This is a genomic window from Pseudonocardia sp. ICBG1293, from assembly GCF_020131355.1.
Classification (GTDB): Bacteria; Actinomycetota; Actinomycetes; order Mycobacteriales; family Pseudonocardiaceae; genus Pseudonocardia.
Genome location: NZ_JAHLEL010000007.1, coordinates 185,980 through 211,257, shown reverse-complemented (window position 1 = coordinate 211,257; position 25,278 = coordinate 185,980). Strand labels below are relative to the sequence as shown.

At 74.4% G+C, this 25,278-nt stretch carries 29 protein-coding genes and 1 riboswitch; of the genes, 14 read left to right on the top strand and 15 right to left on the bottom strand.

Annotated features, from left to right (window positions below; all coding sequences use genetic code 11):
• The first annotated feature begins 196 nt into the window (after nt 1–196).
• The 4 genes from ectA to thpD all read left to right on the top strand — a co-directional run bounded on the left by ectA (nt 197) and on the right by thpD (nt 3,505).
• Nucleotides 197–796 carry a diaminobutyrate acetyltransferase gene (ectA, locus tag KPF47_RS04430; RefSeq protein ID WP_224387158.1) on the top strand — a complete coding sequence of 200 codons (600 nt, stop codon included), beginning with the start codon at nt 197–199 and terminating at the stop codon, nt 794–796.
• Complete coding sequence (ectB, locus tag KPF47_RS04425) at nt 793–2,046, top strand: diaminobutyrate--2-oxoglutarate transaminase (RefSeq protein WP_224387156.1); 1,254 nt, start codon at nt 793–795, stop codon at nt 2,044–2,046. The genes ectA and ectB overlap by 4 nt, the downstream gene beginning before the upstream one ends.
• Nucleotides 2,047–2,053: 7 nt before the next feature.
• Entirely contained in the window at nt 2,054–2,449 is a 396-nt protein-coding gene (locus tag KPF47_RS04420; RefSeq protein WP_224387154.1) for an ectoine synthase, read from the top strand.
• Between the two features lie 129 nt (nt 2,450–2,578).
• Nucleotides 2,579–3,505 (top strand): ectoine hydroxylase, encoded by a 927-nt coding sequence (gene thpD, locus KPF47_RS04415; RefSeq protein WP_224387152.1) that lies wholly within the window; start codon nt 2,579–2,581, stop codon nt 3,503–3,505.
• Nucleotides 3,506–3,552: 47 nt separating this feature from the next.
• Here thpD and KPF47_RS04410 read toward each other — a convergent pair whose 3' ends face one another.
• Nucleotides 3,553–4,341, bottom strand: a complete 789-nt coding sequence (locus tag KPF47_RS04410) for an SGNH/GDSL hydrolase family protein (protein WP_224387150.1) — start codon at nt 4,339–4,341, stop codon at nt 3,553–3,555.
• A gap of 152 nt (nt 4,342–4,493) precedes the next feature.
• Between KPF47_RS04410 and KPF47_RS04405 the strand changes: the two genes are divergently transcribed.
• The gene (locus tag KPF47_RS04405) at nt 4,494–5,162 is read left to right on the top strand and encodes a DUF3159 domain-containing protein (RefSeq protein WP_224387147.1); all 669 of its coding nucleotides are present in this window, start codon (nt 4,494–4,496) and stop codon (nt 5,160–5,162) included.
• 421 nt (nt 5,163–5,583) lie between these two features.
• Nucleotides 5,584–6,612: a hypothetical protein gene (locus KPF47_RS04400; protein WP_224387145.1), complete on the top strand. Its 1,029-nt coding sequence runs from the start codon at nt 5,584–5,586 to the stop codon at nt 6,610–6,612.
• A 32-nt stretch (nt 6,613–6,644) separates the two neighbouring features.
• Here KPF47_RS04400 and thiE read toward each other — a convergent pair whose 3' ends face one another.
• A complete protein-coding gene (gene thiE / locus KPF47_RS04395; RefSeq protein ID WP_224387142.1) occupies nt 6,645–7,337 on the bottom strand; it encodes a thiamine phosphate synthase in 693 nt (230 codons plus the stop codon).
• 39 nt (nt 7,338–7,376) lie between these two features.
• A riboswitch (TPP riboswitch) is annotated at nt 7,377–7,486 on the top strand.
• Here thiE and thiO point away from each other — a divergent pair.
• From thiO to KPF47_RS04380, 3 genes are all read left to right on the top strand, one after another.
• Nucleotides 7,483–8,655 carry a glycine oxidase ThiO gene (thiO, locus tag KPF47_RS04390; RefSeq protein WP_224387140.1) on the top strand — a complete coding sequence of 391 codons (1,173 nt, stop codon included), beginning with the start codon at nt 7,483–7,485 and terminating at the stop codon, nt 8,653–8,655. (Overlaps the previous riboswitch by 4 nt.)
• Entirely contained in the window at nt 8,655–8,855 is a 201-nt protein-coding gene (gene thiS, locus KPF47_RS04385) for a sulfur carrier protein ThiS (RefSeq protein ID WP_224387138.1), read from the top strand. The genes thiO and thiS overlap by 1 nt, the downstream gene beginning before the upstream one ends.
• 2 nt (nt 8,856–8,857) lie before the next feature.
• Nucleotides 8,858–9,628 carry a thiazole synthase gene (locus KPF47_RS04380; RefSeq protein WP_224387135.1) on the top strand — a complete coding sequence of 257 codons (771 nt, stop codon included), beginning with the start codon at nt 8,858–8,860 and terminating at the stop codon, nt 9,626–9,628.
• 37 nt (nt 9,629–9,665) lie between these two features.
• Here the strand turns inward: KPF47_RS04380 and KPF47_RS04375 are convergent, their stop codons facing one another.
• Together KPF47_RS04375 and KPF47_RS04370 are read right to left on the bottom strand one after the other, a co-directional pair.
• Nucleotides 9,666–10,187, bottom strand: coding sequence for a gamma carbonic anhydrase family protein (locus KPF47_RS04375; protein WP_224387133.1), 522 nt, complete (start codon nt 10,185–10,187; stop codon nt 9,666–9,668).
• A 121-nt stretch (nt 10,188–10,308) separates the two neighbouring features.
• Complete coding sequence (locus KPF47_RS04370) at nt 10,309–10,914, bottom strand: hypothetical protein (RefSeq protein ID WP_224387131.1); 606 nt, start codon at nt 10,912–10,914, stop codon at nt 10,309–10,311.
• Nucleotides 10,915–10,978: 64 nt separating this feature from the next.
• Between KPF47_RS04370 and KPF47_RS04365 the strand changes: the two genes are divergently transcribed.
• A complete protein-coding gene (locus KPF47_RS04365) occupies nt 10,979–11,329 on the top strand; it encodes a hypothetical protein (RefSeq protein WP_224387130.1) in 351 nt (116 codons plus the stop codon).
• Nucleotides 11,330–11,332: 3 nt separating this feature from the next.
• Here KPF47_RS04365 and KPF47_RS04360 read toward each other — a convergent pair whose 3' ends face one another.
• The 6 genes from KPF47_RS04360 to KPF47_RS04335 all read right to left on the bottom strand — a co-directional run bounded on the left by KPF47_RS04360 (nt 11,333) and on the right by KPF47_RS04335 (nt 18,290).
• The gene (locus KPF47_RS04360; protein ID WP_308015312.1) at nt 11,333–12,022 is read right to left on the bottom strand and encodes a response regulator transcription factor; all 690 of its coding nucleotides are present in this window, start codon (nt 12,020–12,022) and stop codon (nt 11,333–11,335) included.
• Between the two features lie 159 nt (nt 12,023–12,181).
• Complete coding sequence (locus tag KPF47_RS04355) at nt 12,182–13,561, bottom strand: histidine kinase (RefSeq protein ID WP_308015311.1); 1,380 nt, start codon at nt 13,559–13,561, stop codon at nt 12,182–12,184.
• Between the two features lie 22 nt (nt 13,562–13,583).
• Nucleotides 13,584–14,903, bottom strand: a complete 1,320-nt coding sequence (locus tag KPF47_RS04350) for an iron-containing alcohol dehydrogenase (RefSeq protein WP_224387128.1) — start codon at nt 14,901–14,903, stop codon at nt 13,584–13,586.
• Nucleotides 14,904–15,096: 193 nt separating this feature from the next.
• Nucleotides 15,097–16,212 carry an XdhC/CoxI family protein gene (locus KPF47_RS04345; protein WP_224387126.1) on the bottom strand — a complete coding sequence of 372 codons (1,116 nt, stop codon included), beginning with the start codon at nt 16,210–16,212 and terminating at the stop codon, nt 15,097–15,099.
• Nucleotides 16,205–17,386, bottom strand: coding sequence for a VWA domain-containing protein (locus tag KPF47_RS04340; RefSeq protein ID WP_224387125.1), 1,182 nt, complete (start codon nt 17,384–17,386; stop codon nt 16,205–16,207). Before KPF47_RS04340 ends, KPF47_RS04345 begins: the two co-directional genes overlap by 8 nt.
• A 10-nt stretch (nt 17,387–17,396) precedes the next feature.
• A complete protein-coding gene (locus tag KPF47_RS04335; RefSeq protein WP_224387123.1) occupies nt 17,397–18,290 on the bottom strand; it encodes a MoxR family ATPase in 894 nt (297 codons plus the stop codon).
• A 579-nt stretch (nt 18,291–18,869) separates the two neighbouring features.
• Between KPF47_RS04335 and KPF47_RS04330 the strand changes: the two genes are divergently transcribed.
• Complete coding sequence (locus tag KPF47_RS04330; RefSeq protein ID WP_224387121.1) at nt 18,870–19,397, top strand: transglycosylase family protein; 528 nt, start codon at nt 18,870–18,872, stop codon at nt 19,395–19,397.
• A 151-nt stretch (nt 19,398–19,548) separates the two neighbouring features.
• Here KPF47_RS04330 and KPF47_RS04325 read toward each other — a convergent pair whose 3' ends face one another.
• Genes KPF47_RS04325 through moaC form a run of 3 tightly spaced genes read right to left on the bottom strand, consistent with a single transcriptional unit; the run spans nt 19,549 to nt 20,983 of the window.
• On the bottom strand, nt 19,549–19,998 hold the full coding sequence (locus tag KPF47_RS04325; protein WP_224387119.1) for a molybdenum cofactor biosynthesis protein MoaE: 450 nt from the start codon (nt 19,996–19,998) through the stop codon (nt 19,549–19,551).
• Nucleotides 19,995–20,477, bottom strand: a complete 483-nt coding sequence (locus KPF47_RS04320) for a molybdenum cofactor biosynthesis protein B (RefSeq protein WP_224387117.1) — start codon at nt 20,475–20,477, stop codon at nt 19,995–19,997. The genes KPF47_RS04325 and KPF47_RS04320 overlap by 4 nt, the downstream gene beginning before the upstream one ends.
• A complete protein-coding gene (moaC, locus tag KPF47_RS04315) occupies nt 20,474–20,983 on the bottom strand; it encodes a cyclic pyranopterin monophosphate synthase MoaC (protein ID WP_224387115.1) in 510 nt (169 codons plus the stop codon). The genes KPF47_RS04320 and moaC overlap by 4 nt, the downstream gene beginning before the upstream one ends.
• Nucleotides 20,984–21,436: 453 nt before the next feature.
• On the opposite strand from moaC, the gene KPF47_RS39665 reads away from it, so the two are divergent.
• Nucleotides 21,437–21,853, top strand: a complete 417-nt coding sequence (locus tag KPF47_RS39665; RefSeq protein ID WP_374108793.1) for a transglycosylase family protein — start codon at nt 21,437–21,439, stop codon at nt 21,851–21,853.
• Entirely contained in the window at nt 21,850–21,981 is a 132-nt protein-coding gene (locus KPF47_RS40745) for a LysM domain-containing protein (protein ID WP_224387114.1), read from the top strand. The genes KPF47_RS39665 and KPF47_RS40745 overlap by 4 nt, the downstream gene beginning before the upstream one ends.
• A 64-nt stretch (nt 21,982–22,045) precedes the next feature.
• Here the strand turns inward: KPF47_RS40745 and KPF47_RS04300 are convergent, their stop codons facing one another.
• Entirely contained in the window at nt 22,046–22,648 is a 603-nt protein-coding gene (locus KPF47_RS04300) for an NTP transferase domain-containing protein (RefSeq protein ID WP_224387112.1), read from the bottom strand.
• A gap of 2 nt (nt 22,649–22,650) precedes the next feature.
• Nucleotides 22,651–22,833: a hypothetical protein gene (locus tag KPF47_RS04295; RefSeq protein ID WP_224387110.1), complete on the bottom strand. Its 183-nt coding sequence runs from the start codon at nt 22,831–22,833 to the stop codon at nt 22,651–22,653.
• A gap of 122 nt (nt 22,834–22,955) precedes the next feature.
• On the opposite strand from KPF47_RS04295, the gene KPF47_RS04290 reads away from it, so the two are divergent.
• Complete coding sequence (locus KPF47_RS04290; RefSeq protein WP_224387108.1) at nt 22,956–25,277, top strand: helicase-associated domain-containing protein; 2,322 nt, start codon at nt 22,956–22,958, stop codon at nt 25,275–25,277.
• The last annotated feature ends 1 nt before the right edge of the window (nt 25,278 follow it).

Sequence of the window (25,278 nt, the reverse complement as noted above, 5' to 3'; positions counted from 1 at the left end):
GGGGCCCCGGCCGGGTCCTCGGGGCCCTCCGGGACTCCTCGGGCCGGCCGGTGATCACGGTGTCTTCCTGGGTGGACACCGGTTGCCGGAGCGTCGGACGCTCCTGTGGTCCCGGTCACGTGGATCATGGCCCCGAGGGCCGGTGCCCGGCCTCAGCGGCTGCGACGACCGCCGGGCGGCACTAATCTCGCCAGTCATGACCGCTCCCGAACAGGCTCCTCCTCGGGCGTCCACGGCTCCGGACGGGGACGCCGCGCCCGGCGCACCCGCCCCGGCGGCCGACGCCGATGGCGACCATACGTACGAGATCGGCTCCCCGGTCCCGGCGGACGGGGTGGACATGTGGCGGCTGGCCGTGGAGGCGCGGACACTGGACGCGAACTCCCGCTACGCCTATGTGCTCTGGTGCCGCGACTTCGCGCGGACCTCGGTCATCGCCCGGCGCGACGACGGCCGTGCCGTCGGCTACGTGACCGGCTACCTGCGTCCGGAGAACGGCGCCCTGCTCATCTGGCAGGTGTGCGTCGACCCGGTGGCACGCGGAGCCGGTCTCGCCGGACGGATGCTGGACGCCGCCTGGGACCAGGCGGTCGCGGCGGCGGGTGTCGAGCGGATGGAGACCACCATCACGCCGGACAACGCCTCGTCCATCCGGCTGTTCACGAAGTTCGCGGAGCGCCACGGCACGACGATCGAGCGGGAGGACCTCTTCGGTCCGGACCTGCTCGGTGACTCCCACGAGCCGGAAGACCTCTACCTCATCGGCCCGATCGCAGCAGACAAGGGTGAAGCATGACCGTTTTCGAAGATCTCGAGTCCCAGGTCCGGAGCTACTGCCGTAACTGGCCCGTCGTCTTCGACACGGCGAAGGGGAGCCGGCTGACCGACGTCGACGGCAACCAGTACCTCGACTTCTTCGGCGGGGCGGGTGCGCTCAACTACGGGCACAACCCCGACGTGCTGAAGAAGCCGCTGATCGAGTACCTGACCCGTGACGGCATCACCCACGGGCTGGACATGTACACCTCGGCCAAGGGTGAGTTCCTCAGCACCTTCGAGGAGGTCATCCTCAAGCCGCGCGACCTGCAGTACAAGGTGCAGTTCCCCGGCCCGACCGGCGCCAACGCCGTCGAGTCCGCGCTGAAGCTCGCGCGCAAGATCAGCGGCAAGGAAGCCCTGATCAACTTCACCAACGCGTTCCACGGCATGACACTGGGTGCGCTGTCGGTGACCGGCAACTCGATGAAGCGCGGCGGCGCGGGCATCCCGCTGGTGCACTCCACGCCGATGCCGTTCGACAACTACTTCGACGGCAAGATGCCCGACTTCCTGTGGTTCGAGAAGGTCCTCGACGACACCGGCTCCAGCCTCAACGAGCCGGCCGCGGTCATCGTCGAGACCGTGCAGGGCGAGGGCGGGCTCAACCCGGCGCGCATCGAGTGGCTGCAGGGCCTGCGGGACCTGTGCACCCGCAAGGGCATCCTCATGATCGTCGACGACGTGCAGATGGGCTGCGGCCGGACCGGCCCGTTCTTCTCCTTCGAGATCGCGGGCATCCAGCCCGACATCGTCACGATCTCCAAGTCGATCTCCGGCTACGGCCTCCCGATGGCGCTCGTGCTGATCAAGCCGGAGTACGACCAGTGGGGCCCGGGCGAGCACAACGGCACCTTCCGCGGCAACAACCCCGCGTTCGTCACCGCCACGCACACGCTGCGCAACTGGTGGACCGACGACACGCTGGAGAAGGAGACGCTGCGCAAGGGCGAGAAGGTCGAGGAGGCCTTCAACAAGATCATCGGTGACAACCAGGGCACCGAGATGTTCACCAAGGGCCGTGGGATGGCGCGCGGCATCCAGTTCGAGGGGGAGGGGCTCGCCGAGAAGGTGGCCTCGAAGGCCTTCGAACACCGCCTGCTGCTGGAGACCGCCGGGCCGAACGACGAGGTCCTCAAGCTCCTGGCGCCCCTCACGACCACCGACGACGAGCTCGACGAGGGTCTTGGGATCATCGCCGAGTCCGTCCGCACCGTCATCGGGAGCTGATACCCACATGATCGTCCGCACCATCGACGAGATCACCGGAACCGATCGGGACGTCGAGTCCGAGAACGGCCAGTGGCGCAGCAAGCGCATCGTGCTGGCCAACGACAAGGTCGGCTTCTCGGTGCACGAGACCACCCTGAAGGCCGGGACGGTCAACGACTTCTGGTACGCGAACCACATCGAGGCCGTCTTCATCACCTCCGGTGAGGGCGAGCTCTACGACAAGGACAACGACGTCACGTACCAGCTCAAGCCGGGCTCGATCTACGTGCTGAGCGGGAACGAGAAGCACCAGCTCCGGCCGAAGACCGAGATCACCTGCGTGTGCGTGTTCAACCCGCCGGTGACCGGTCGCGAGGTGCACGACGAGAACGGCGTGTACCCGCTGGTCACGGAGGACTGAACCTCCGTCCCGAGATCGACATCGCGAGGGGTGTTTCCGCTGTGTGACAGCGGGAACGCCCCTCGCGGTCGTTCACACGACATCTCATCCGAAGGGGAACCGAACCCACAGCGACTCACAGGAGGGTCCATGACCGCACTGGTCGGCAACGACGCACCGCGTCTCGTGCGCGCCGCAGGAGACCGCTACCCCACGCGCGTCTCGAACACCCCCGCCTTCATCGACCGCGCCGAGCCCACGGTCTGGAGCGACCGGGCGAGCGCGGGCATGTTCGGCGCCCAGGAGCTGGAGGCGCACGAGCGCGACGGCTTCGTGCAGGTGCCGGACCTGCTGACGGCCGAGGAGGTCGCGGAGTACCAGGCGGAGCTGGACCGGCTCGCCGCCGATCCGCAGGTGCGCGCCGACGAGCGCTGCATCGTCGAGAAGTCCTCGGACGAGGTCCGGTCGATCTTCGAGGTCCACCGCATGTCCGAGGCGATCGGTCGGCTGGTGCACGACGAGCGGGTGCTGTCCCGGGCCCGCCAGATCCTCGGCTCCGACGTCTACGTCCACCAGAGCCGCATCAACTACAAGCCCGGACTCGGCGGCGGGGGCTTCTACTGGCACTCCGACTTCGAGACCTGGCACGCCGAGGACGGGATGCCAGGGCCGCGTGCGGTCAGCTGCTCCATCTCGCTGACCGACAACCACCCGTTCAACGGCTGCCTGATGATCATGCCCGGGTCGCACCGCACCTTCGTGTCGTGCGTGGGTGAGACCCCGGAGGACAACCACCTCAGCTCGCTGACCGAGCAGGAGATCGGCACCCCCGACGCGGCCTCGATCTCCAAGCTGGCGCAGCGGCACGGCATCGCGATGATGACCGGCGACGCCGGCGGCGCCACGTTCTTCGACTCCAACTGCCTGCACGGGTCGGGCGACAACATCACCCCGTACCCGCGCTCGAACATCTTCCTGGTGTTCAACAGCGGCGAGAACGCGTGCACGGCGCCGTTCTCCGCGCCGCGCCCGCGGCCGTCCCACATCGCGGCCCGGGACCACAGCCCGGTCCGCTGAACGTGCCGGCGCCGTCCCGCGGGCCCCGCGGGACGGCGCCGGACGGCTCAGGCGTCCTGCAGGGGGGCCAGCCGCGGGCGCTTGGCGTGGTACTCGTCCCACGTCCGGGCGCCGCGCAGCCGCTTGCGCAGGTACGGCATCACGTGGTGGGTGACCCAGCGCAGGTCCTCGGCCTGGCGCGCGGTCCAGGGGGCCGGTCCGCCCTCGGGCTCGGGCCACGGCCCCCGCCAGTCGGGGGCCCGCTCGCCCAGGGTCTCCAGCACCCGCCAGGCGACCCGCTCGTGCGCGTGCGGGACCAGGTGCAGCCGGTCCGGGCCCCAGGCCCGCGGGTCGGCGAGGCAGTCCATCGCCCAGAGGTCGACGACGCGGCAGCCGTGCCGTTCGGCGGCGGCCCGCATGTCCTCGTTGTAGCAGGCGATCCGGCCGCGCAGCCTGCGGATGAACGGGTGCATCCGGCGCAGGTCGAAGCCGGTGAAGATGAGCACCTCCGCGCCGGTGGCGACCAGCCTGCCGAGTGCGGCGTCGAAGCGGGCGGCGAGGTCGTCGACGTCGCAGGACCAGCCGATGATGTCGTTGCCACCGGCGCAGAAGGTGATCAGGTCGGGGCGCATCCGCTCGGCGAGCGGGATCTGCTCCGCGACGATCTGGTCCAGGACCCTGCCGCGGACGGCGAGGTTGGCGTAGCCGAAGCCGGGGCGTCGGTGGGCGAGGGTCTCGGCGACGCGGTCGGCCCAGCCGCGTGCCCGGCCGTCGGGGGTGAGGTCGTCCAGACCCTCGGTGAAACTGTCGCCGATCGCGACGTAGCTCCGGTGCTGTCGGTGCGTCTGCTGGTGCATCGCACGGCCCCCTCTCGTCCCCGGTCCTCCGCGTACCTTGTCCATTGTTCACCGCAACGATGTCCGGCGTTACGGCGATGATCACCCTGCTCGGGGCTGTCCGCCAATCGGATCCGTCGACCCGGCGCGCGACATAGGGCACCCTCAGTGGGGTGGGCACCGATCGCACTCCGCACACCGCAGCCCGGGAGGACCCGGGGCTCGCCGAGCTGCTCGGCGGCCGGGCCGGTGCCGTGGACGCCTCGATACCGGTGGTCGCGTTCGTGCTCGCCTGGGTGGTGGCGGGCGCCGCGGGCTCGGCGTTCCCGATCAACTGGGGGGCCGGCGCGGCGATCGTCGCCGGGGCCGGGGTGGCCGGGTGGCGGCTGCGCCGTGGCCGGCGGCCGCGCGCGGTGCTGTTCGGGCTGGCCGGGGTCGTCGTCGCGGCCGGGATCGCGCTGGTGACCGGGCGGGCGTCGGACTTCTTCCTGGTCCAGATCGTGTCCAACGTCGGCAGCGCGCTGGTCTGGGCGATCTCGATCGTCGTGCGGTGGCCGCTGCTGGGGGTCGTCGTCGGCGGACTGCTGGGGCAGCGCACGCGGTGGCGGCGTGACCCGGACCTGCTCCGGGGGTACCAGCGGGCGTCGTGGGCGTGGGTGGCGCAGTACGTCGTCCGGCTGTCGGTGTTCCTCCCGTTGTGGGCGGCCGACCAGGTGGTGCTGCTGGGTGTCGCGCGGACCGTGCTGAGCCCGGTGCTGGTCGGGCTGAGCGTGCTCGTGTCGTGGCCGTTGCTGCGTACGGCGCTGCCGGGCGATCACCCGGGCATCCGTCACCCCCGGTGACGGACCCGGACGGCCCGTGACGCTAAAATCGTGATCTTCCCGTGACCTCCGCTCGGTCGTGTGAAGGTCACCACTTCGGGTGATCGTCCGGCGCAATCGTGGCCTCCCGGACGTTCCCCCGGGGCGAGCAGTCGCACCGACGAACTCTGCAAGGAGCCATGCCACACCAGCGCCCCCCGGAGCCCGGCTCCGGCGACGCCCCCCGTGGCGTCCCCGGCCCGGCCCGCACCCCCGCCCAGCCGTCCGCTCCCCGACCCGGCGCCGGTCGTCCGGTCGCCGCTCCCGACGCCCCCCGGCTGCCCCGGCAGCGCACCGGGCACCCGCCCCGTACCCACGGGGCCGGGGCCCGCAGCCGCCGTCGGGCACGACCCGGGGCCGGACCACAGCGACCCCGCCCGGTGGCCGTCCGGCGGGCCCGGTCGTGCCGGGACCCGGCCGCCCGGACGGAGGCCCGCCCGGTGGGCGTCCCCGCACCCGGGTGCTGCCGCCGGCGCCGGACACCACCGGCGCGGCCGGTCCCGGGCGCCCGGTGGGCCCGGTCGGCGGCGGCCCGAACGGGCCCGGCGGGTCCGCGGGACCCGGTGACGGCCCGGGCGACGGCTCGGCGGACACGACGAAGGCGAGCGGCGTCAAGGCCGACCTGAGCCCGACGAAGATCGCGGCCGGTGCGGGCGCGGCGATCGTCACGGCGGTGCTCGGCTCGTTCCTCGGCGCGGTCGGCACGGTGATCGGCGCGGCGCTCGGCTCGATCATCTCGACGCTGGCCACCACGCTGTTCACCCGCTCGCTCGAGGTCAGCAAGGACAAGGCCCTGGAGCTGAAGGAGAAGGCGACCCGGCGCGGCAGGGGCGTCGCCGAGGGCACCGCGGCCGCCGCGCAGGACGGTGCGGGCCGCGGGGGCGCCGGACCCACCGGCGAGGAGACCGTGCTGCTCGACCCGTGGCAGCGCCCGGGCGGCACCACCCGGGCCGCGGGTACGGGCCCGAGCCGGTTCCGCCGGGTCCGGGTGACCCGCAAGACGGTCGTCGTGTCCGCGGTGCTGGGCGTCGTCACCTTCGCGGTGTCGATGTTCCTGATCTCGGGCATCGAGTTCGTGAAGGGCTCGTCGCTGTCCGGCTCCTCGGGGACCTCGGTGGGCAGCGTCGTGCGCGGCGGTCCGCCGCCCGCGCAGGAGGAGGACCGGGGCACCGACGGCGGCACCGACGGCGGCACCGACGGGTCCTCCACGTCGTCGAGCGCCACCTCCACCGAGGAGTCGGGCACCAGCACGTCGGAGTCGACGACCAGCTCCGGTGACCGGGAGACCGGCGAGGAGGGCGCGGGCTCGTCCGACCCGCTGCGCGACGGGCTGAACCGGGTCCTGCCGACCCGCCAGCCCGACTCCGGTGGGTCCGGACAGGACCAGGTCGGGCAGGGCTCCGGCGGCCAGGGACCCGGCTCGCAGAACTGACCCGCGGCACCGGTGCCCGTGCCGGGCCCGGCTCAGCGCAGCCGGGCCCGCAGGGCCGCCGCGGCCGCCTGCGGGTCCTCGGCCTCGGTGATCGCCCGGACGACGACGATCCGGTCCGCACCGGCGTCGAGGACCGCGTCGAGGCGGTCGCCGTCGATGCCGCCGATGGCGAACCACGGCCGGGCGGGTGCGCGTCCGGCGACGGTCCGGACCAGGTCCAGGCCGGGCGCCGGGCGGCCGGGCTTGGTCGGGGTGGGCCAGCACGGGCCGACGCAGAAGTAGTCCACGCCGTCCTCGGTGGCGGCGGCCAGCGTCTCGTCCGGGCTGTGCGAGGACCGGCCGACCAGCACCTGGTCGCCGACGACCCGGCGGGCCCACGCCACCGGCAGGTCGTCCTGGCCGAGGTGCAGCACGTCGGCACCGGCGGCGAGCGCGACGTCGGCCCGGTCGTTCACCGCGAGCAGCGCGCCGTGCCGCCGGCACGCGTCGGCGAGCACCTCCAGCGCGGCGAGCTCGGCGCTCGCCTCGAGCGGTCCGTCCGGCCCGCCCTTGTCCCGGAGCTGGACGATGTCGACCCCGCCGGCGAGGGCGGCGTCGGCGAACTCCGCCAGGTCACCACGTGCGGTGCGGGCGTCGGTGCACAGGTAGAGGCGGGCGCGGTCGAGACGGTCGAGCCGCGCGCGACGGGTGTCGCCGCTGCCGGGACGGGTATCGGTGTCGGACACGGCTCGCAGGCTACGGCGTAGCCTGGGCCCCGGACGACGACGAACCACGGGAGCCCGGGCAGCGGGCTGAGAGGGGACCCGAGACGCGGTCCCGACCGTCGAACCTGATCCGGGTCATGCCGGCGCAGGGAGTGAGGTGGACCCGATGAGCGCGAGTGCCGGACGGCTGGTCGTCGCGGGGGCGGGGGCCGTCGGCCTGTCGGTCGCCCGGGCGGCGGCCCGCGACGGCTGGACGGTGACGGTGTTCGATCCGGCGCCCGGCCGCGGCGCGTCCTGGGTGGCGGGCGGGATGCTCGCCCCGGTCACCGAGGCCTGGCCGGGGGAGGAGGACCTGCTCGCCCTGGGGCTGGACTCGGTCGCCCGCTGGCCGGAGTTCGCCGCGGCCCTGTCCGCCGAGGCCGGCACCGACGCCGGACTGCACCCGGAGGGCACCGTCGTCGCCGCGACCGGGTCGGGGGACCGCGCCGAGCTGACCGCGCTCGCGGACTACCTGGAGTCGCTGGGCCGCGACGTGCACCGGCTGACCGGACGCGAGCTGCGCCGGCTCGAACCGGCGCTGGGGCCCGAGGTCCGCGGCGGCCTGTCGGTTCCGGACGACCCGTCGGTGGACAACCGGCGGCTGCTCGCCGCGCTGGCGGCGGCGACCGGCCGGGCCGGGGTCGTCGTCTCCGACCGCGCGGTCGCCCGCGTGTGCGACGACGGCTCCCGCGTCACCGGCGTGCGGCTGGCGGACGGGACCGAGGTCGGGGCGGACGCCGTCGTCGTCGCGGCGGGGGCGCACTCGTCGTCGCTGCACCCGGTGTTCGACGGGCTGGTCCGCCCGGTCAAGGGCGAGATCCTGCGGCTGACCCGGCGCGCGGGGGCACTGCCGCCGCCGACCCGGACGGTGCGCGCGCTCGTCGACGGGCGCGCGGTGTACGCGGTGCCGCGGACACTGCCCGGGCACGGCGACCTCGTCGTCGGCGCCACCACGGCGGAGAACGGCTTCGACACCGCCGTCACCGTCGGTGGGGTGCGCGACCTGCTGCGCGACGCCGAGCGGATCCTGCCCGGGATCGCCGAGTACGCGCTCACCGAGACCGCCGCCGGGCTGCGCCCGGGCAGCCGGGACAACCTGCCGCTGATCGGGCGCACCGGGCCCGACGGGCTGATCGCCGCCACCGGCCACGGCCGCAACGGGATGCTGCTGGTGCCGGTGACCGCGGCCGCCGTCGCGGCACTGCTGCGCGGCGACGACGTGCCGGAGGCGGTCCGGGCGGCGGACCCGCGCCGGTTCGCCCCGGCTGCGGCCGGGGCACGCGAGGAAGGGAACCACTGATGCGGATCGTGCTGAACGGCGAGCACCGTGAGGTCGACGAGGGCGCCGACCTCGCCGGGATCCTGGCCGCGGCCGGGCTGCCGGAGCGGGGGATCGCCGTCGCCGTCGACGGTGAGGTCGTGCCCCGCACGTCGTGGGCCGGGCACCACCCCGCCGACGGCGCGCGGGTCGAGGTCCTGACCGCGGTACAGGGAGGATGAGCATGGCTGTGCAGAGCGACAAGCTCGCGTTCGGCGACCACCTGTTCGGCTCGCGGCTGGTGATGGGCACCGGTGGGGCCGCGAACCTGGAGGTCCTGGAGCGGGCGCTGGTCGCGTCCGGCACCGAGCTGACGACGGTGGCGCTGCGCCGCGTCGACGTCGCGGGCGGGACCGGTCTGCTGGACCTGCTGCGCCGCCTCGGGATCGCCGTGCTGCCCAACACCGCGGGCTGCCGGACCGCCGCCGAGGCCGTGCTGACCGCGCGGATGGCCCGCGAGGCGATGGAGACCGACCTGGTGAAGCTGGAGGTCGTCGCGGACGAGACGACGCTGCTGCCCGATCCGGTCGAGCTCCTCGACGCCGCCGAGCAGCTCGTCGACGACGGCTTCACCGTGCTCCCCTACACCAACGACGACCCGATCCTCGCCCGTCGCCTGGAACAGGTCGGGTGCGCCGCGGTCATGCCGCTCGGGTCACCGATCGGCACCGGGCTGGGCATCCGCAACCCGCACAACATCGAGATGATCGTGGCCGCCGCGGGCGTCCCGGTCGTGCTCGACGCCGGGATCGGTACCGCCTCGGAGGCGGCGCTGGCGATGGAGCTGGGCTGCGACGCCGTCCTGCTCGCCACCGCCGTCACCCGTGCCGCCGACCCGGAGCGGATGGCGCGTGCGATGCGCCGTGGGGTGGAGGCGGGACGGGACGCCCGGCACGCCGGCCGGATCCCGCGCCGCTACCGGGCGCAGGCGAGCTCCCCCGACCGGGAGGACTGACCGACGGTGCGCGTGCCGGGGCACGCGCACCGAGGTCTCAGGCGGGGGTGACGCCGTCGGCGTGGCGCCGACCCAGCGCGCGGTAGAAGTCCGGGTTGGTGCGGACCCACCAGCGGGCCTGCTCGGACAGCTCACCGCGCTCCTTCGCCGCGGAGCCGAGCATCAGCCGGTCCGCCGGCAGCTCGGAGTTCGGTGCGACCGTCGACCCGGCGGCGACCATCGCTCCCGCGCCGATGCGGGCGCCGTCCTGCACGGTGCTGCCGTTCCCGACGACCGCCCGGGGCCCGACCACGGCGCCGTGCACCACGCAGAGGTGCCCGATCGTGGCGCCCTCCCCGATCTCGGTGACCGGGTCGTCACCGCCGTGCAGCACCGAGCCGTCCTGCACGTTGGCGCCGGCCCGCACGACGATCGGCCCCAGGTCGGCGCGGAGCACGGCGTTGTACCAGATCGAGGCACCCTCCTCGACGCGTACGTCGCCGACGAGCGTGGCCGTCGGGGCGACGAAGGCGTCCGGGTGCACGGTGGGGCGGAGGCCCTCCAGGGCGAACAGCGGCATGGTCGACAGCTTCGCACCCCGCTCCCGGGGCCACCGGGACCGCGGACCGCGTCGTCGCCGGGCCGTGTCGTCGCCCGCTGTGCCGTCCCGCGCGCACCGACGACCCGCGGGGCGCCGTCGCTCAGCCGCGCGGACGGGCGTGCAGGCCCAGCGCCGACAGCTCGAGCGCGGCGAGCGCCGCCACGACGGCGGGGTCACCGGACCGCCACGCCGCCGCGGGGTCCGGTGCGACCCGCACCAGCCGTGCCACCGGCACCCGGGACAGCGCCCGCACGGCCAGCAGGTCCGGCGCGGTACCCCGGGCGGTGACGGCCGCCCCGGCCCGCCGGGCGTAGCGCAGCCGCAGCGGCAGCCAGCCGAGCAGGACGGGCAGCAGCAGCACCAGCGGGACGACGACCAGCGCCCCGGTGGCGAAGGAGCCGACGGCGTCACCGAACTCCCGTCCCGCCGTGACGAGCTCGGTGCCCGCCCCCGCGGCCGGGTCCAGCGCGCGGGCCAGGTCGGACCCGACGAACGGGATCGACCCGACCGCCCCCGCGACGCCGGTGAAGGTGTCCGAGACCCGCCCGCCCACGACGACCAGCGAGTCCCCGGGGCCCCGCAGCGCGGACAGCCCGTCGCGCACGGCCACCCCGGCGGTCACGGCGACCACCGTCCAGAGCACGGCGACGACGTCGGCGACGACCTGGCGGGCGATCCGGTCGGGACGTTCGGCGTACCAGCGCATCGGCCCTGTCTACCGTGGCCGGAGTCCGGTCGCCGCGCGGGGCCGCGCCTGCCGGGGTGCGCGGGTGGACCGCTCACCCGCCCTGAACCGCGCCTCCTGGGACGACCGTGCCCCGCTGCACGCGGAGAGCCCCGGCTACGGCGTGGACGCGCTCGTCGCCGATCCCGGCCGGCTCTCCGGCGTGGTGCGGTTCGACGACGACAGCAGCTACGTCCCCACCTCCCGTCCGCCGGCCGCGACCCACGAGTGGAACCACGGTCTCGGGGAGATCGTCACCGCGCTCCTCGACCAGGGGCCGACCCTCACCGGACTCACCGAGCACGGACCGTCCCGTGGGAGGCGCTGCCCGGCCGGACGACCGAGGACGACGCGGGCGAGTGGCACGTGGACCGCGGCCTGCCCGACGTGCCGCTGAGCGTCACCCTCCAGGCCACCCGTTGACAGCTCCGCTGCGGAGCCGGGCGCCCCGGCCTCGTCCGGCGTGGGGCCAGAGCAGCCCGAGCTTGGTGGCCGCGTAGACCGCCTCGGCGCGCCGGGACACCATCAGTTTGCGCATCAGGTTGCCGACGTGGAACTTGACCGTCGTCTCCGAGATGAACAGCTCGGCGCCGATGGCGCGGTTGGACAGCCCGCGGGCCAGCAGACGGAGCACGTCCAGCTCGCGGTCGGTCAGCCGTTCCCGGTCGGGCATCCCGCCGGACAGCGACCGCACCATCGCCGACGCCGACCGGGCGTCGAACGCGCTCTCCCCGCGGGACACCGCACGGATGGCGCGGACGAGCTCGGTGGTGTCGACGTCCTTCACCACGTAGCCCCGGGCGCCGGCCTGCACCGACTCGACGACCAGGCGGTCCTCGGCGAAGGTCGTCAGCACCAGCACCCCGATGCCGGGATGGTCGGCGCACAGCTTGCGGCAGACCTCGAGACCGTCGGTCTGCGGTCCCGACGCCAGCTTCAGATCGAGCAGCACCACCTGCGGTCTGCCGGTGGCGACCGCCGCGAACGCCTCCGGCGCACTGCCCGCCTCCCCGACGATGCGCAGGTCCTCCTCGCGTTCCAGGACCGCGCGCAGTCCCTGACGCATGATCGAGTGGTCGTCGACCAGCACGATCCGGATCGGTCGCGCTGCGACGCCCGCCGTGCCGGGACCCGAGCGGGGGGCGGGGGGCGGCGGGGTGCCCGCCCGTCCGGCCGGTGCCGCCCGGGACGTGTCCGGCGGGTGCCGGCACGTGGTTGCGACCGCCCGGGGCGGTCCGTGTGCCGCTGCTCATCCGAGCTCCTTCCCCGGCGCCCCGATCGGGACGTCCACCTGCACCTGCAGCCCGCCGATCCGCGATCGGCGGAACCGTAGGGTCCCGCCCATCTCGCGCGCGCGGGCGTCCATGTTGACGAGGCCGCGGTGCTCTCCCGAGGGGCCGCGGACCGACGCGGCCCGCAGGGTGCGGCGGATCTGGTCGGGGGAGGCGCCGCCGTCGTCGGAGATCGACAGGCGGGCGCGGCCGTCGGCGTAGGCCAGCCGCACCACCGCGCGCGACGCCGACGCGTGCATCGCCGTGTTGAACAGCGCCTCGCCGGCGATCCGGAACAGCGACTGCTCGTGTTCGTGGGGCAGCGGGACCGGGGTCCCGCCGATCGTCACCTCGACCCGGAGCTCGTCGGGCATGTGCACGGTGGACAGCTGCCGCAGCATCGACGGCAGGTCCTTGTCGGCGTGGTCGTCGTCGTTGAGCGCATAGATCGCCGAGCGCAGCTGCTCCACCGCCCGGCGGGTCAGGTCCTTGGCGATGTCGAGGTGGTGGAGCAGGTCCGGGTCGGCGACCTCCGAACGGCACAGCTCGATGTGCATCCCCGCCGAGAGCGCGTACTGGGTGACGCTGTCGTGCAGCTCGCGGGCGATGCGGTGCCGCTCGTTGTCGAGGACCTCGCGCTGGCGGGCCGCGCCGAGCGCCTGCTGGGTCAGCATCAGCTCGTCGTTGCGGACGCGCAGGTCCTCGGCCTGCGCGGCGGTGCGGGCGTGCAGCCGTTCGGCCCGCTCCAGCAGCGCGCAGTTCTGCAGCGCCGACGCGGTCTGACCGGCCAGGATGCGCAGCACCGAGTGGTCGGTGTCGTCGATGTGGCGTTCCGGGGGTGTCCACGCGACGAACCCGCCGACGGTGCGGCCGTCGAGCCGGATCGGGACGTGCAGGTGTCGGGGGCGGGACCCGTCGTCGTGCTGGTGGTGCCCGTCGCCGGCGTGCAGCCGCTCCACGTGCCGGCGTACGCGCTCCGGCACCGACGCCAGGTCGCCCCATTCGACGCCGTCCGGCCCGAGGACGATGTGGCGGGGCGCGGCGTCGGGCAGCTCGCCGTCGACGAGCCCGAGCACCACCCAGTCCGCGGACAGGTGGTCGGCCGCGGCGTCGGCCACCGCGCGGACCAGCGCCTCGGAGCCCTCCATCGTGCGGACCAGCGCGGCCGAGATCCGGTCCAGCGCGACGATCACCCGGCGCAGCCGCTCGGCGCCCTCGCGGTACTCCGGGTAGAACGAGGGCTTGCCCGTCCGCAGGCCGGTGAGCTGATCGAGGTCGGGGCGTCCCCGGCCCCCGGCGGCCGTCGACGAGAGCGGTGCGGGGGTGCGCCGACGCGGGAATCGGGCGGCGGCCGTCACCGCGGGGGCCTCCGTGCGGGCGTCACAACGCCTCCCGGAACAGGGTCTCGATCTGCTCGACGCTCGCCGTGCGGGGATTCGTGGTCAGGCAGGCGTCGCCGAGGGTGAGCCGGGACAGCCGCGGGACGTCGGCCTCCCGCACCCCGATCGCCGCGAGCCCGGTCGGGACGCCCACCTCGTCGGCCAGCTTGCGGACCTCGGTCGCGACCATGTCCACGGCCTCGTCGCCGGGCATCCCCGGCCGGGCGGGCAGGCCCATGGCCTGCGCGATCGGGACGAAACGCGCCGCGTCGGCGTCGGAGGCCGAGCCGTTGAACCGGATCACGTGCGGCAGCAGCACGCCGTTGATCAGGCCGTGCGGCAGGTCCAGCATGCCGCCGACCTGGTGGCTCATGGCGTGCGTGGCACCGAGGATCGCGTTGGTGAACGCCAGGCCGGCCTCCAGCGCGGCCTGCGCCATCGCGGTGCGGGAGTCGTCGTCGTGGCGGCGGATCATCGTGGTCGGCAGGTTGGCGTGGACGAGCGCGACGGCGTGCAGGGCGTGGGTGTCGGTCAGCGGGCCGTGGGCCAGCGACACGAACGCCTCGATGCCGTGGGTCAGCGCGTCCAGCCCGGTCGCGGCGTTGAGCCAGTCGGGCATGGTGACGAGCAACCGCGGGTCGATCACGGAGACGTCCGGGACCAGTGCCCGGCCCATGATGGTGATCTTCGTGAGGCGCTCGGTGTCGGTGATGATACAGAACTGGGAGACGTCCGCGCCGGTGCCGGAGGTCGAGGGCACCATCACCAGCGGCGGGATCGGATGGGCGATCCGGTCGATGCCCTCGTAGTCGAGGATCGTGCCGCCGTTCGCCGCGAGCAGCGCGACGCCCTTCGCGGCGTCGATCACCGAGCCGCCACCGATCCCGATCACCACGTCGCAGCCGGAGCTCTCGTACCGTTCGAACCCGGCCTGGATCTCGTGGTCCTTCGGGTTCGGGGTGATCTCGTTCCACAGCTGCGGACACAGGCCCGCGGCGCGCAGGTGCCGCAGCAGCTCGGCGGGCCAGCCGGCCTCGGTCACACCGGGGTCGGTCACGACGAACGGCCTGCGGGCTCCGAGCCGCAGGGCGGCGTACGCCGTCTCGGGCAACGAGTCCGACCCGAAGACGATCTCGGGAGCGTGGAACTTCGACAACCGGGGCCGTGCCGAGCGTGGGGCGTGCGCCGCGCGGACGGTGTACCCCTGCTCGACGCCGGATGCACCGGTCTGCCCGTGCAGCACGAGAACGGTCTCGCGTGGCACGGTGCCGCGCTGCCCGTGGTCGGGGGCGACGGAGCCGGTCGAACCGGTGAGGACCACGTTGCCCTCCTCCTACTGCTGCACGTTGTCGGCTGCCCGCTCGACGACGGCGACGAGCGGCTCGGTCACGAGCGTGTTCCCACGGTACAGGGACACCCCCTCCCCGGTCCCGCTCGATCGGCGGACGGCGGGCGTGACCGCAGGTCGGAGCCGGTACACCCACCGGCCGCGACCTGGCCGAAAGCGCAGGAGCTCAGGACGCGTGGATCGGCCCCTCGCGCTCGGCCAGCCGGACACCCTCGCCGCCCCAGTGCTGGGCGATCATCTCCGCGGCGATCGACACGGCGGTCTCCTCCGGGGTGCGGGCACCCAGGTCCAGCCCGATCGGCGAGGACATCTTCGCGATCTCGGCCTCGGTGACGCCCTTCTCCCGCAGCCGGTCGAGCCGGTCGTCGTGGGTGCGTCGCGACCCCATCGCCCCGATGTAGCCGACCTCCGGCAGCCGCAGCGCGACCTCCAGCAGCGGCACGTCGAACTTCGGGTCGTGGGTGAGCACGCACAGCGCGGTGCGCTGGTCGATCCGGCCCGCATCGGCCTCCGCCTGCAGGTACCGGTGCGGCCACTCCACGACGACCTCGTTGGCCCCCGGGAAGCGGCTGGCCGTCGCGAACACCGGGCGTGCGTCGCAGACGGTCACCCGGAAGCCGAGGAAGCTGCCCATCCGGGCCACCGCGGCGGCGAAGTCGATCGCCCCGAACACGATCATGCGGGGCGGCGGGGCGAACGACTCGACGAAGATCTGCAGCCCCTCCCCGCGACGCTCGCCGTGGACGCCGTAGGTCAGCGTCGCGTTGCGGCCGGAGTCGAGCAGACCACGGACGTCGTCGCGGACGGCGTCGTCGATCCGGTCCGAGCCGGTGCCGCCCTCGGTGCGGTCCGGCCAGACGATGAGCCGCCTGCCGAGCAGCTCCGACGGGCCCGCGACGACCGTCGCGACCGCGACGGGGTCCTCGTCGCGGATCGCCTCGGCGATCCGGCCGAGCTGCGCGTAGGTCTCCGGGGTCACCTTCTCCACGAAGATGTCGAGGATGCCGCCGCAGGTCAGCCCGACGGCGAAGGCGTCGTCGTCGGAGACGCCGTAGCGCTGCAGCACCGGCCGTTCCTCGGAGAGCACCTGCTGCCCGAGCTCGTAGACCGCGCCCTCGACGCAGCCGCCGGAGACCGAGCCGACCGCCTCGCCGGCCGGCCCGACGAGCATCGAGGCCCCCGGCTGGCGCGGAGCGGACCGGAAGGTACCGACCACCGTCGCGAGCGCGGCCGGCTCCCCGTTCTTCCACCAGCCTTCGAGCTGGTCGATCACGTCACGCATTGCGCACCACCTCGAGCAGTTTCTCCAACGTGTCCAGGCTGTGCCCGGCCAGCAGGTCGTCCAAGTGCGGAAGGGCCGCGACTATTCCCCCCTGGACCGGGGCGTAGCCGTCCTTGCCCGCGTGCGGGTTGACCCAGATGAGCCGGTGGGCCAGCCGGGACAGCTGTTCGGCCTGGGCGCCCAGCAGCTCGGTGCCGCCGCGTTCCCAGCCGTCGGAGAAGACGACGACCACCGCCCGCCGGGCCGCCCCGCGGCGCCCCCAGCGGTCCACGAAGGCCTGCAGCACCTCGCCCAGCCGGGTGCCGCCCGACCAGTCCGGGATGGCCCTGCCCGCGGCGCGCAGCGCGTGCTCGGGGTCGCGCAGCCGCAGCTCACGGGTGATGCGGGTGAGCCGGGTGCCCAGGGTGAACGCCTCGACCGAGCGCGGCGAGCGGCGCACCACGACGTGGGCGAAGCGCATCAGCGCGTCCGCGTAGGGCTCCATCGAACCGGACACGTCGACGAGCAGGACGACCTTGCGCGGGCGGCGCGAGGTGTCGCGGCGGGCCAGCCGGAAGATCTCGCCCTGGTTGCGCAGCGCCGCCCGCAACGTGCGCTGCGGATCGGCCTCGCCGCGGGTGTTCCGGCGCCGGCGCCGCGACGCCCGGGTCGGCGGCTCCGGCTCCAGCAGGGTCATCAGCCGGCGCAGGTGCTCCCGCTCGGCGGGGGAGAGCTCACCGAGGTCGCGGTTGCGCAGGATCTCCGCGCCGGTCGCGGCGGCCTTGATCTGCGGGCCGTCGGCGTCGTCGGAGTCGTCCTCGCCGCCCTCACGCCCGGGCAGCAGGGCGGCCAGCTTCGGCGGTGCCGGCGGCCGGTCGTCGCGGTTGCTGGACGGGCGGTTGCTGGTCGGCTCGAACCACGACGGGAACGCCAGGTCGTAGCGGACGATGTCGTCGGGGTCGGCGCACAGCGTGAACCGGCCCGCCCAGTACGCCTGGTCCCGGTCGGTCACGTCGAGGGTGTCGAGGGCCTGCAGGTAGGCGGTCACCCGGTCCTGGGTGACCGCGACCCCGGCTGCGCGCAGGACCTCGGTGAACCCGACGAATCCGGTCAGCAGCTCGTCGGGGGTGCCGGTGGGCTCCGCCGCGGGGGGCCGTGGCGGGGCCGCCGGGGACGGGCTCGAGGGGACGGTCATCGCGGCCGGGTCAGGACGCCAGCAGGGTGTCGAGCTGCTTGTGGACCCGGTCGGCGTCCTCCCGGTACTTCAGGACGGCACCCAGCGTGCGCGCCGCCGACTCCGGGTCCAGGTGCCGCGCGCCGATCAGCTGCAGGGCCCGTGCCCAGTCCAGCGTCTCCGCGACGCCCGGCGGCTTGATCAGGTCGGTGTGGCGCAGTTTCTGCACGGCGCGGGCCACCGACGCGGCGAGGCGCTCGGGCACCTCGGGGAGCCGGGAGTGCAGGATCTCGATCTCGCGCTCGATGTTCGGGTGCTCCAGCCAGAGGTAGAGGCAGCGCCGCTTGAGCGCGTCGTGCACCTCCCGTGTCCGGTTCGAGGTGAGGACGACGACCGGCGGCGTCGCGGCGCGGACCTCACCGAGCTCGGGGATCGTCACCGCGTGCTCGGTGAGGACCTCCAGGAGGAAGGCCTCGAACTCGTCGTCGGCGCGGTCGATCTCGTCGATGAGCAGCACCGACGGGCTGGTGCGCAGCGCCTGCAGGATCGGGCGGGCGAGCAGGAAGCGCTCGTCGTAGAGGCCGGCCTCGACCGCGTCGGGGTCGAACCCGTCACGACCGCTCGCCGCCTCCAGGGTGCGCAGGTGCAGCAGCTGACGGGGGAAGTCCCAGTCGTAGAGGGCCTGGCCTGCGTCGATGCCGTCGTGACACTGCAGACGGATGAGCGGCGCGTCCAGCGTGGTCGCCAGTGCCTGGGCCAGCGCGGTCTTACCGGTCCCCGGCTCGCCCTCGCAGAAGAGCGGACGGTTCATGCGCAGGGCGAGGAAGGCCGCCGTCGCGAGACCGTCGTCGGCGAGGTAGCCGGTGGCGCGCAGCGCGCCGGCGAGCTCGGCCGGGCTCCCGGGGCCGGGTGCGGGTTCGTTCACCGAACCAGCATGCAGGACGGGCGGTGAACGCGGCCACAGCAGGAGGGCCCCTCCTCACCGCGCGGGCGGGTCCGGGACCTCCCCGTGGAGACGAACGGGGGGCCCGGAAGGTTCGATGTGCTTCCGGATCAGAAATGTTCACGACCGCGTGATAGGTCCGTGATGTGACGTCGTTGACCAGTGCATTTAGGGTAGATCTGATAATTACATCGTTGTTACAGTGATTCCGCTCACGGGGTCCTTCATTGACGAATTCTTTCCGCGCATTCACCTTTCTCGTCGGCCGGTCCACCGGAGCGGCCACCTGAACGAGCCACACATCCGGACCCGCCGCGCCGAACCACCCCCGTCCCGCGGCTGTCCGGTCCGTCGAGGAAACGGAACGGGACGGGGACGAGCGAGACCACCTCCGCGGGCGTCACGGACGTCGCTCCCCGGTCCCGATCGACGCACCTGCGACGACACGGCGGGCACACCTGTGCCCTGGGGACCACCTGCGCGGAGTGTGCGTGTCCTCGGGCCGGCGCGGTGGGGAGCGAAGCAATGACCAAGGGACCCAAGGGCCGAAGTCTCCTGCGCATGGCTGCGGCGGGTGTCGTCGCGGTCGGCGCGACGGCCACGATCGCCGGTACCGCCAACGCCGCCCCGGACAGCGTCTGGGACCAGCTCGCGCAGTGTGAGAGCGGCGGCAACTGGTCGATCAACACGGGTAACGGGTACCACGGTGGGCTGCAGTTCTCGCCGTCCACCTGGGCCGCCTACGGCGGATCGGGCTCGGCGGCCAACGCCAGCCGCTCCGAGCAGATCGCCGTCGCCGAGAAGGTGCTGGCCGCACAGGGCTGGGGCGCCTGGCCGTCCTGCTCGAAGAAGCTGGGCATCACCGGGCACAGCGCGGACACGGGCAAGCGCGTGAAGGCGTCGGCCCCCGCCGCCGCGCCGAAGAAGAAGGCCGCGGCCCCGGCCGCCGGTGGCTACACCGTCGTGTCCGGCGACACGCTGGGCCGGATCGCGGCCGCGCACGGCACCTCGGTCGCGAAGCTGGCCGCCGCGAACGGCATCGGCAACGTGAACGCGATCTCGGTCGGCCAGGTCCTGGACCTCGGCTGATCCCTCCGTCCGCCCGGACCGCCATCCGGGACGGACGGGACGGGGCGCGCGGTGTCCCCAGCACCCGCCCCGGCGGACGACGGCCCGGGTCCCCTTCCCCGTGTGGGGAGGGGACCCGGGCCGTTCCGTGCTGCGGGGACGCCCCCCGGGATCAGGTCGAGTTGACCCACTCGTCGGACCCGTCGGCGAAACGCTGGTGCTTCCAGACCGGCAGCAGCCGCTTCACCTCGTCGACCAGCTCGGCGCAGGCGGTGAACGCCTCGCGGCGGTGCTCGGCGGCGACGGCGCAGGCCAGGGCGACCTCGCCGATGTCGAGCGGGCCGACCCGGTGGCTGACCGCGAGCGCTCGGACGCCGGGCGAGCGGGCGGCCACCTGCTCGGCGACCTCGGCGACGATCCGGGCGGCCGTCGGATGCGCGCTGTACTCCAGCCCGTGCACCGACTTCCCGCCGTCGTGGTCGCGCACGACGCCGGCGAAGGTGACGACCGCGCCGGCCGCGGCGTGCTCGACCAGGCGGGCGTGCTCGTCGACGTCGAGCGGCTCCTCGCCGACGGCCGCACGCAGGACCGTCGCGGTCCGCGTGGTCGCGGGATCGGTCATCGGTGGTCTCCTCCGTGCAGTTGGTCGACCGCGTGGTCGAGGACCCCGGCGAGCACGCCGAGGCCGTCCTTCACCCCGCCCGGGGAGCCGGGCAGGTTGACGATCAGGGTGCGGCCCGCGACCCCGGCCAGCCCGCGGGAGAGCACCGCGGTGGGCACCTTCTCCTCCCCGGCGCGGCGGATCGCGTCGGCCAGGCCCGGGATCTCGTGGTCGAGCACGGCCCGGGTGACCTCGGGGGTGGCGTCGGTGGGGGAGATGCCGGTGCCGCCGGTGGTGACGACCACCGCGACCCCGTCGGCGACGGCGGCCCGCAGCGCCTCGCCGACCGGCTCCCCGTCCGGTACGACGACCGGGTTCGGGGTGTCGTAGCCGCGCTCGCGCAGCCAGGCGACGATCGGTGGCCCGCCACGGTCGGTGTAGACACCGGCGGCGGCGCGGTTGGAGGCGGTGACCACCCGGGCGGTGCGTGCGGCGGTCATGCCCCGCGCTCCCACAGCCCGGTCTTGCCACCCTCCTTGCGCTCGACGCGCACGGCGTCGAGCACGGCGGCCGGGTCCACGGCCTTGATCATGTCGTGCAGGGTGAGCCCGGCGACGGCGACCGCGGTCAGCGCCTCCATCTCCACCCCGGTGCGGTCGGTGGTGCGGACCTCGGCGCGGATGGCGATCCGGCCCGTGTCGCCGTCGGTGGCGGGGGCGAGGTCCAGGGTGACCCCGCTGATCGCGATCGGATGGCAGAGCGGGACGAGGTCCGGCGTGCGCTTGGCGCCCATGATCCCGGCGATGCGGGCCGTGGCGAGCGCGTCGCCCTTGGGGAGGCCGTCGGTCTCCAGCAGGTGCACGACCTCGGCCGTGGTGTGCACGGTCCCGGTGGCGACGGCGGTGCGGCGGCCGGGCTGCTTGTCGGCGACGTCGACCATCCGGGCCGCCCCGGCGTCGTCGACGTGGCTGAGAGCGGGTCCGGGCCGGTTGTGCTCGGTGGTCACGCCCCCGACAGTACGGGTGGGTCCCCCGGTGGCCCCCACCACTCCGTGTGCACGGGACGGGGCCCCGGATGGCTAGTAGATGTGATCGGTATCACGTTTGTGGAACCGATCGCACTGTTTGCACGAACGTTTCTCGTTCGTGATCGGGGCTCTTCACCTGCGCAAACGCATTGCCCGAACATCATGTGTCCGGTACGTCCGACGCCACGCCGTGTCGCCGTCGACTTTCGCGTCGTCCTGACGTGACCTACCTTCGATCACGGCTCGGCCGACTCCCCCATGCGGCCGGGCTCCGGTGCCGCAACGCTCCCTGTCCGGCGGTCCACCGGCCCCCGAGGTATCCCGTGGGACAGGGCCGATCGACAGACGGATCGGTGGCCGCTCCCCCGGCCGCCGGAACGGGCACCCACTCCCCGGGTGCGGTTCGGGACGCGTCACGCGGGAGAGCCAGCCATGCCTCGTTACCGTGGGAAACACCGCAAACCGAGCACCGCCGGCCGCACGATCGCCCGGACCGCCGTCGCCGGCGCCGTCCTCGGCGCCCCGATGCTGGCGGTCGTGGGCACCGCGAACGCCGCCACCGACTCCACCTGGGACTCCCTCGCACACTGCGAGAGCACCGGGAACTGGGCTGCGAACACCGGCAACGGCTACTACGGCGGCCTGCAGTTCAGCCCGACCACCTGGAAGGCCTTCGGCGGTGGCGAGTACGCCACGTCGGCGCGCCAGGCGTCCCGGGCCGAGCAGATCGCCGTCGCGGAGAAGGTGCTGGCCGCCCAGGGCTGGAACGCCTGGCCGTCCTGCTCCGCCAAGACCGGCGCGTCCGGGTCCGCGACCCCGCGGCGTCCTCCGGTGGCACCTACACGGTGAAGTCGGGAGACACCCTGGGCCGGATCGCGGCCGCGCACGGCATCGCGAACTGGAAGGACCTGCTGGCCAAGAACCCGGGCCTCGGCGCAGGGCACCTGATCACCCCCGGCCAGGTCATCAACACCTGATCCCGGCACGACGACGCCCCGGTCCCTCGTGGAGGGACCGGGGCGCGTGTGTGTCGGGACCGGCTCAGGTACCGGCGAGGCGGCGCAGCTGCCCCGGGGTGTCGACGTCGTCGGCGACGGCGACGTCGCCGCACTCGACGAGCTCCACGTCGGAGCGGCCGGCCAGGTAGTCGCGGGCACCGGAGTCCCCGGAGGACAGCGCGACCACACCGGACCAGTGGTCCCGCCCGAGCAGGACGGGGTGCCCGGGGACGCCGTCGAACGCGGCCCGCCGCAGCGACGACGGCTCGGCGCCGGCGACGACCCGGCGGATCGCCTCCGGTCCGATGCCGGGCAGGTCGACCAGGTGCACCAGCGCCGCACCGGTGCCGGGCAGGTGGGTCAGCGACCCCAGCCCGCGCCGCAGCGAGGCGCCCATGCCCTCGTCCCAGTCCTCGGCGACCACGACACCGACGTCACTGCCGTCGGTGCCCAGACCCGCGGCGCGCAGCACGTCGGTGACGTCGTCGGCGCGGGCGCCGAGCACGACGGTGACTGGGCCGCACCCGCCCGCCTGCAACGCCTTCACCGCGCGTACCGCGAGCGGCTCACCGTGCAGTCGGACCAGCGCCTTCGGGGTGCCCATGCGGCGCCCGGCGCCGCCCGCGAGCAACAGGCCGGCGACCACGGTCAGCGGTTGATCTCGGTGACCGGGTGCTCGTAGGGCACGCTGGCGACCGGGAACTCGATGTCACCGTAGGGCGACATGTTTCCCTGGACGCTGCCCAGGAGCTCGGTGACCGGGTGGTCCCCGTCCTCGGAGTGCGGCCACTCCGGGTGGATCCGGTCCTGGTTGGCGGGCTTGGCGGCCATCGCGTCCTCCAGCGTCGTCGTCCGGTCCCGGGCGGGACCGACGGTCTCGGTGCACCCAGTATCGCGGACGCGGACGCGGCTGTCCGCCCCGGTGCGTCTCCGGCCGTCGGACTACTCTGGCGATGATGCAGACGTCCCTGGTCGAGTGGTTGCGCGGGCAGGACGACGGGTTCCTCGCCGCGCTGCTGCGCGCGCGTCCGGACCTCGCCGTCCCGCCCCCCGGCGACCTCACCGTGCTCGCGACCCGCGCCTCGATCCGGGCGTCGGTCCAGCGCGCGTGCGAGGACCTCGGCACCGTCGCGCTGACCGTGCTGGACGCGCTGGTGCTGGCGACGGCGTGGAAGACCCCGGCCGACGCGACGACGCCCGGTACCGGCCTGCGCGGCTGGCTGGGCGAGGACGTCGACGCGGCCACCCTCGCCGAGGGCCTCGCCGCGCTGCGCGACCGGGCGCTGGCCTGGGGCCCGGACGACGCGGTGTCGGTGGTCCCCGCGGCCGCGGACGTCGCCGGGCCGTGGCCCGCCGGGCTCGGCGCCCCGGCCACCGGGCCCGCTGCGGGCTCCGAGCTCGACGCGCTGCTCGCCGGGGCGGAGGAGGACGAGCGCAAGGTCCTCGAGGTCCTCGCCCAGGGCCCGCCGGTCGGACGCTCCCGCACGCCGAACGGCGCCGCCGGGCCGGTCGGGTCGCTGGTGGCCAAGGGGCTGCTGGTCCGCCGCGACGCCGACACCGTCGAGCTGCCCCGCCAGGTCGCGCTCGCCCTGCGCGGCGACCGACCGATGGGTCCGCTCGACCTGTCCCGGCCGGACGTACCGCTGCGCTCGCGGGAGACCGCCCTGGTGGACGGCACCGGAGCCGGGGCCGCGCTGGAGTTCCTGCGCCGCACCGACCTGCTCCTGGAGTGGCTGGCGCGGGAGTCGGTGCCCGTGCTGCGTTCGGGCGGGTTCGGCGTGCGCGAGCTCAAGCGCGCCGCGAAGGCGGCCGACACCGACGAGCCGACCGCGGCGCTGATCCTGGAGATCCTGCACGCCGCGGACCTCGTCGGCTCGACCGAGTCGGTGGCACCGGAGTGGCTGCCCACCACCACCTGGGACGTCTGGGGGACCGGCCGGGAGGAGTCGCGCTGGGCGGTGCTGGCCCAGGCGTGGCTGGAGCTGCCGCGGCTGCCCGGGCTGGTGGGGCGCCGCGACGAGACCGGCAAGCCGATCACCGCCCTGTCCGACGGCCCTCGCAGGCCCCCGGCCGCACGGGACCGCCGACGGGTCCTGGACGCGCTCGCGGACCTCGCGCCCGGCACCTCGGTCGGGTCCCCGGAGGACCTGGCGCGGCTGCTGGCCTGGCACGCCCCGCGGCGCGGCGGTCGGCTGCGCGACGAGACGGTCGGCTGGACGGTCGCCGAGGCGACGACGGTCGGTGTGGTCGCCCTCGACGCGCTCACCACGGCCGGACGGGTGCTGCTCGACCCGGCCCTGCGCCCGGATCCCGCACACCCCACCCGGCACCCCACCGAGCTGGCCGCCGCGCTGCACGCGGCGCTGCCCGCCCCGGTGGAGGAGATCCTGCTGCAGGCCGACCTGACGGCCGTCGCGCCGGGACGGCTGTCGGCCGACCTCGCGCACGAGCTGGCGATCCTGGCCGAGGTCGAGTCGGCGGGCGGCGCGACGGTCTACCGCTTCACCGAGCGCAGCCTGCGCCGGGCACTGGACACCGGCCGCACCGCCGACGACGTCCGCGCGATCCTCGAGGCGCGCTCGCGCACCCCGGTCCCGCAGACCCTGACCTACCTCGTCGACGACGTCGCCCGCCGGCACGGCAGGCTGCGCGGCGGTGCGGTCAGCTGCTTCCTGCGCTCCGACGACGAGGTGCTCCTGTCCGAGGTCCTCGCGCATCCCGCGGCCGAGGAGCTGGGGCTGCGCCGGATCGCGCCGACCGTCGTGGTCGCCTCGCTGCCGCTGGCCGAGGTGCTGGACGGGCTGCGCGCGGCCGGGTTCAGCCCGGCCGCGGAGGACGCGGGCGGCGCGGTCGTCGACCTCGGTCCGAAGGGGCGGCGCACCGAGCCACGGTTGCGGCGCGGGACCCGCGACGCCGGCCGGGTGGTCGACCGTTCCCCGACCCGGCGGGCGGAGGAGATCGTCGAGCGGTTGCGGGCCGGCGACCGCCTGGCCGGGGTGCGCGACAGCGTCGCGGGCCGCCGTGAGGCGACCGGCGCGACCGGGAACCTCGCGTCCCTGCAGGACGCGGTGCGCGAGGGCCGGACCGTGTGGATCGGCTACGTCGACGCGCACGGCGTCGCCGGGGACCGGGTGCTGGCGCCGGTCTCCGTCGGCGGCGGGTACGTCGAGGGCCGGGACGCGCTGGACGGCGAGCTCCGCCGCATCCAGCTGCACCGCATCACCTCGATCGCGCCGGTGGACGCCGGGTCGGAGCAGCCGGCCGGGCGGGACTGAG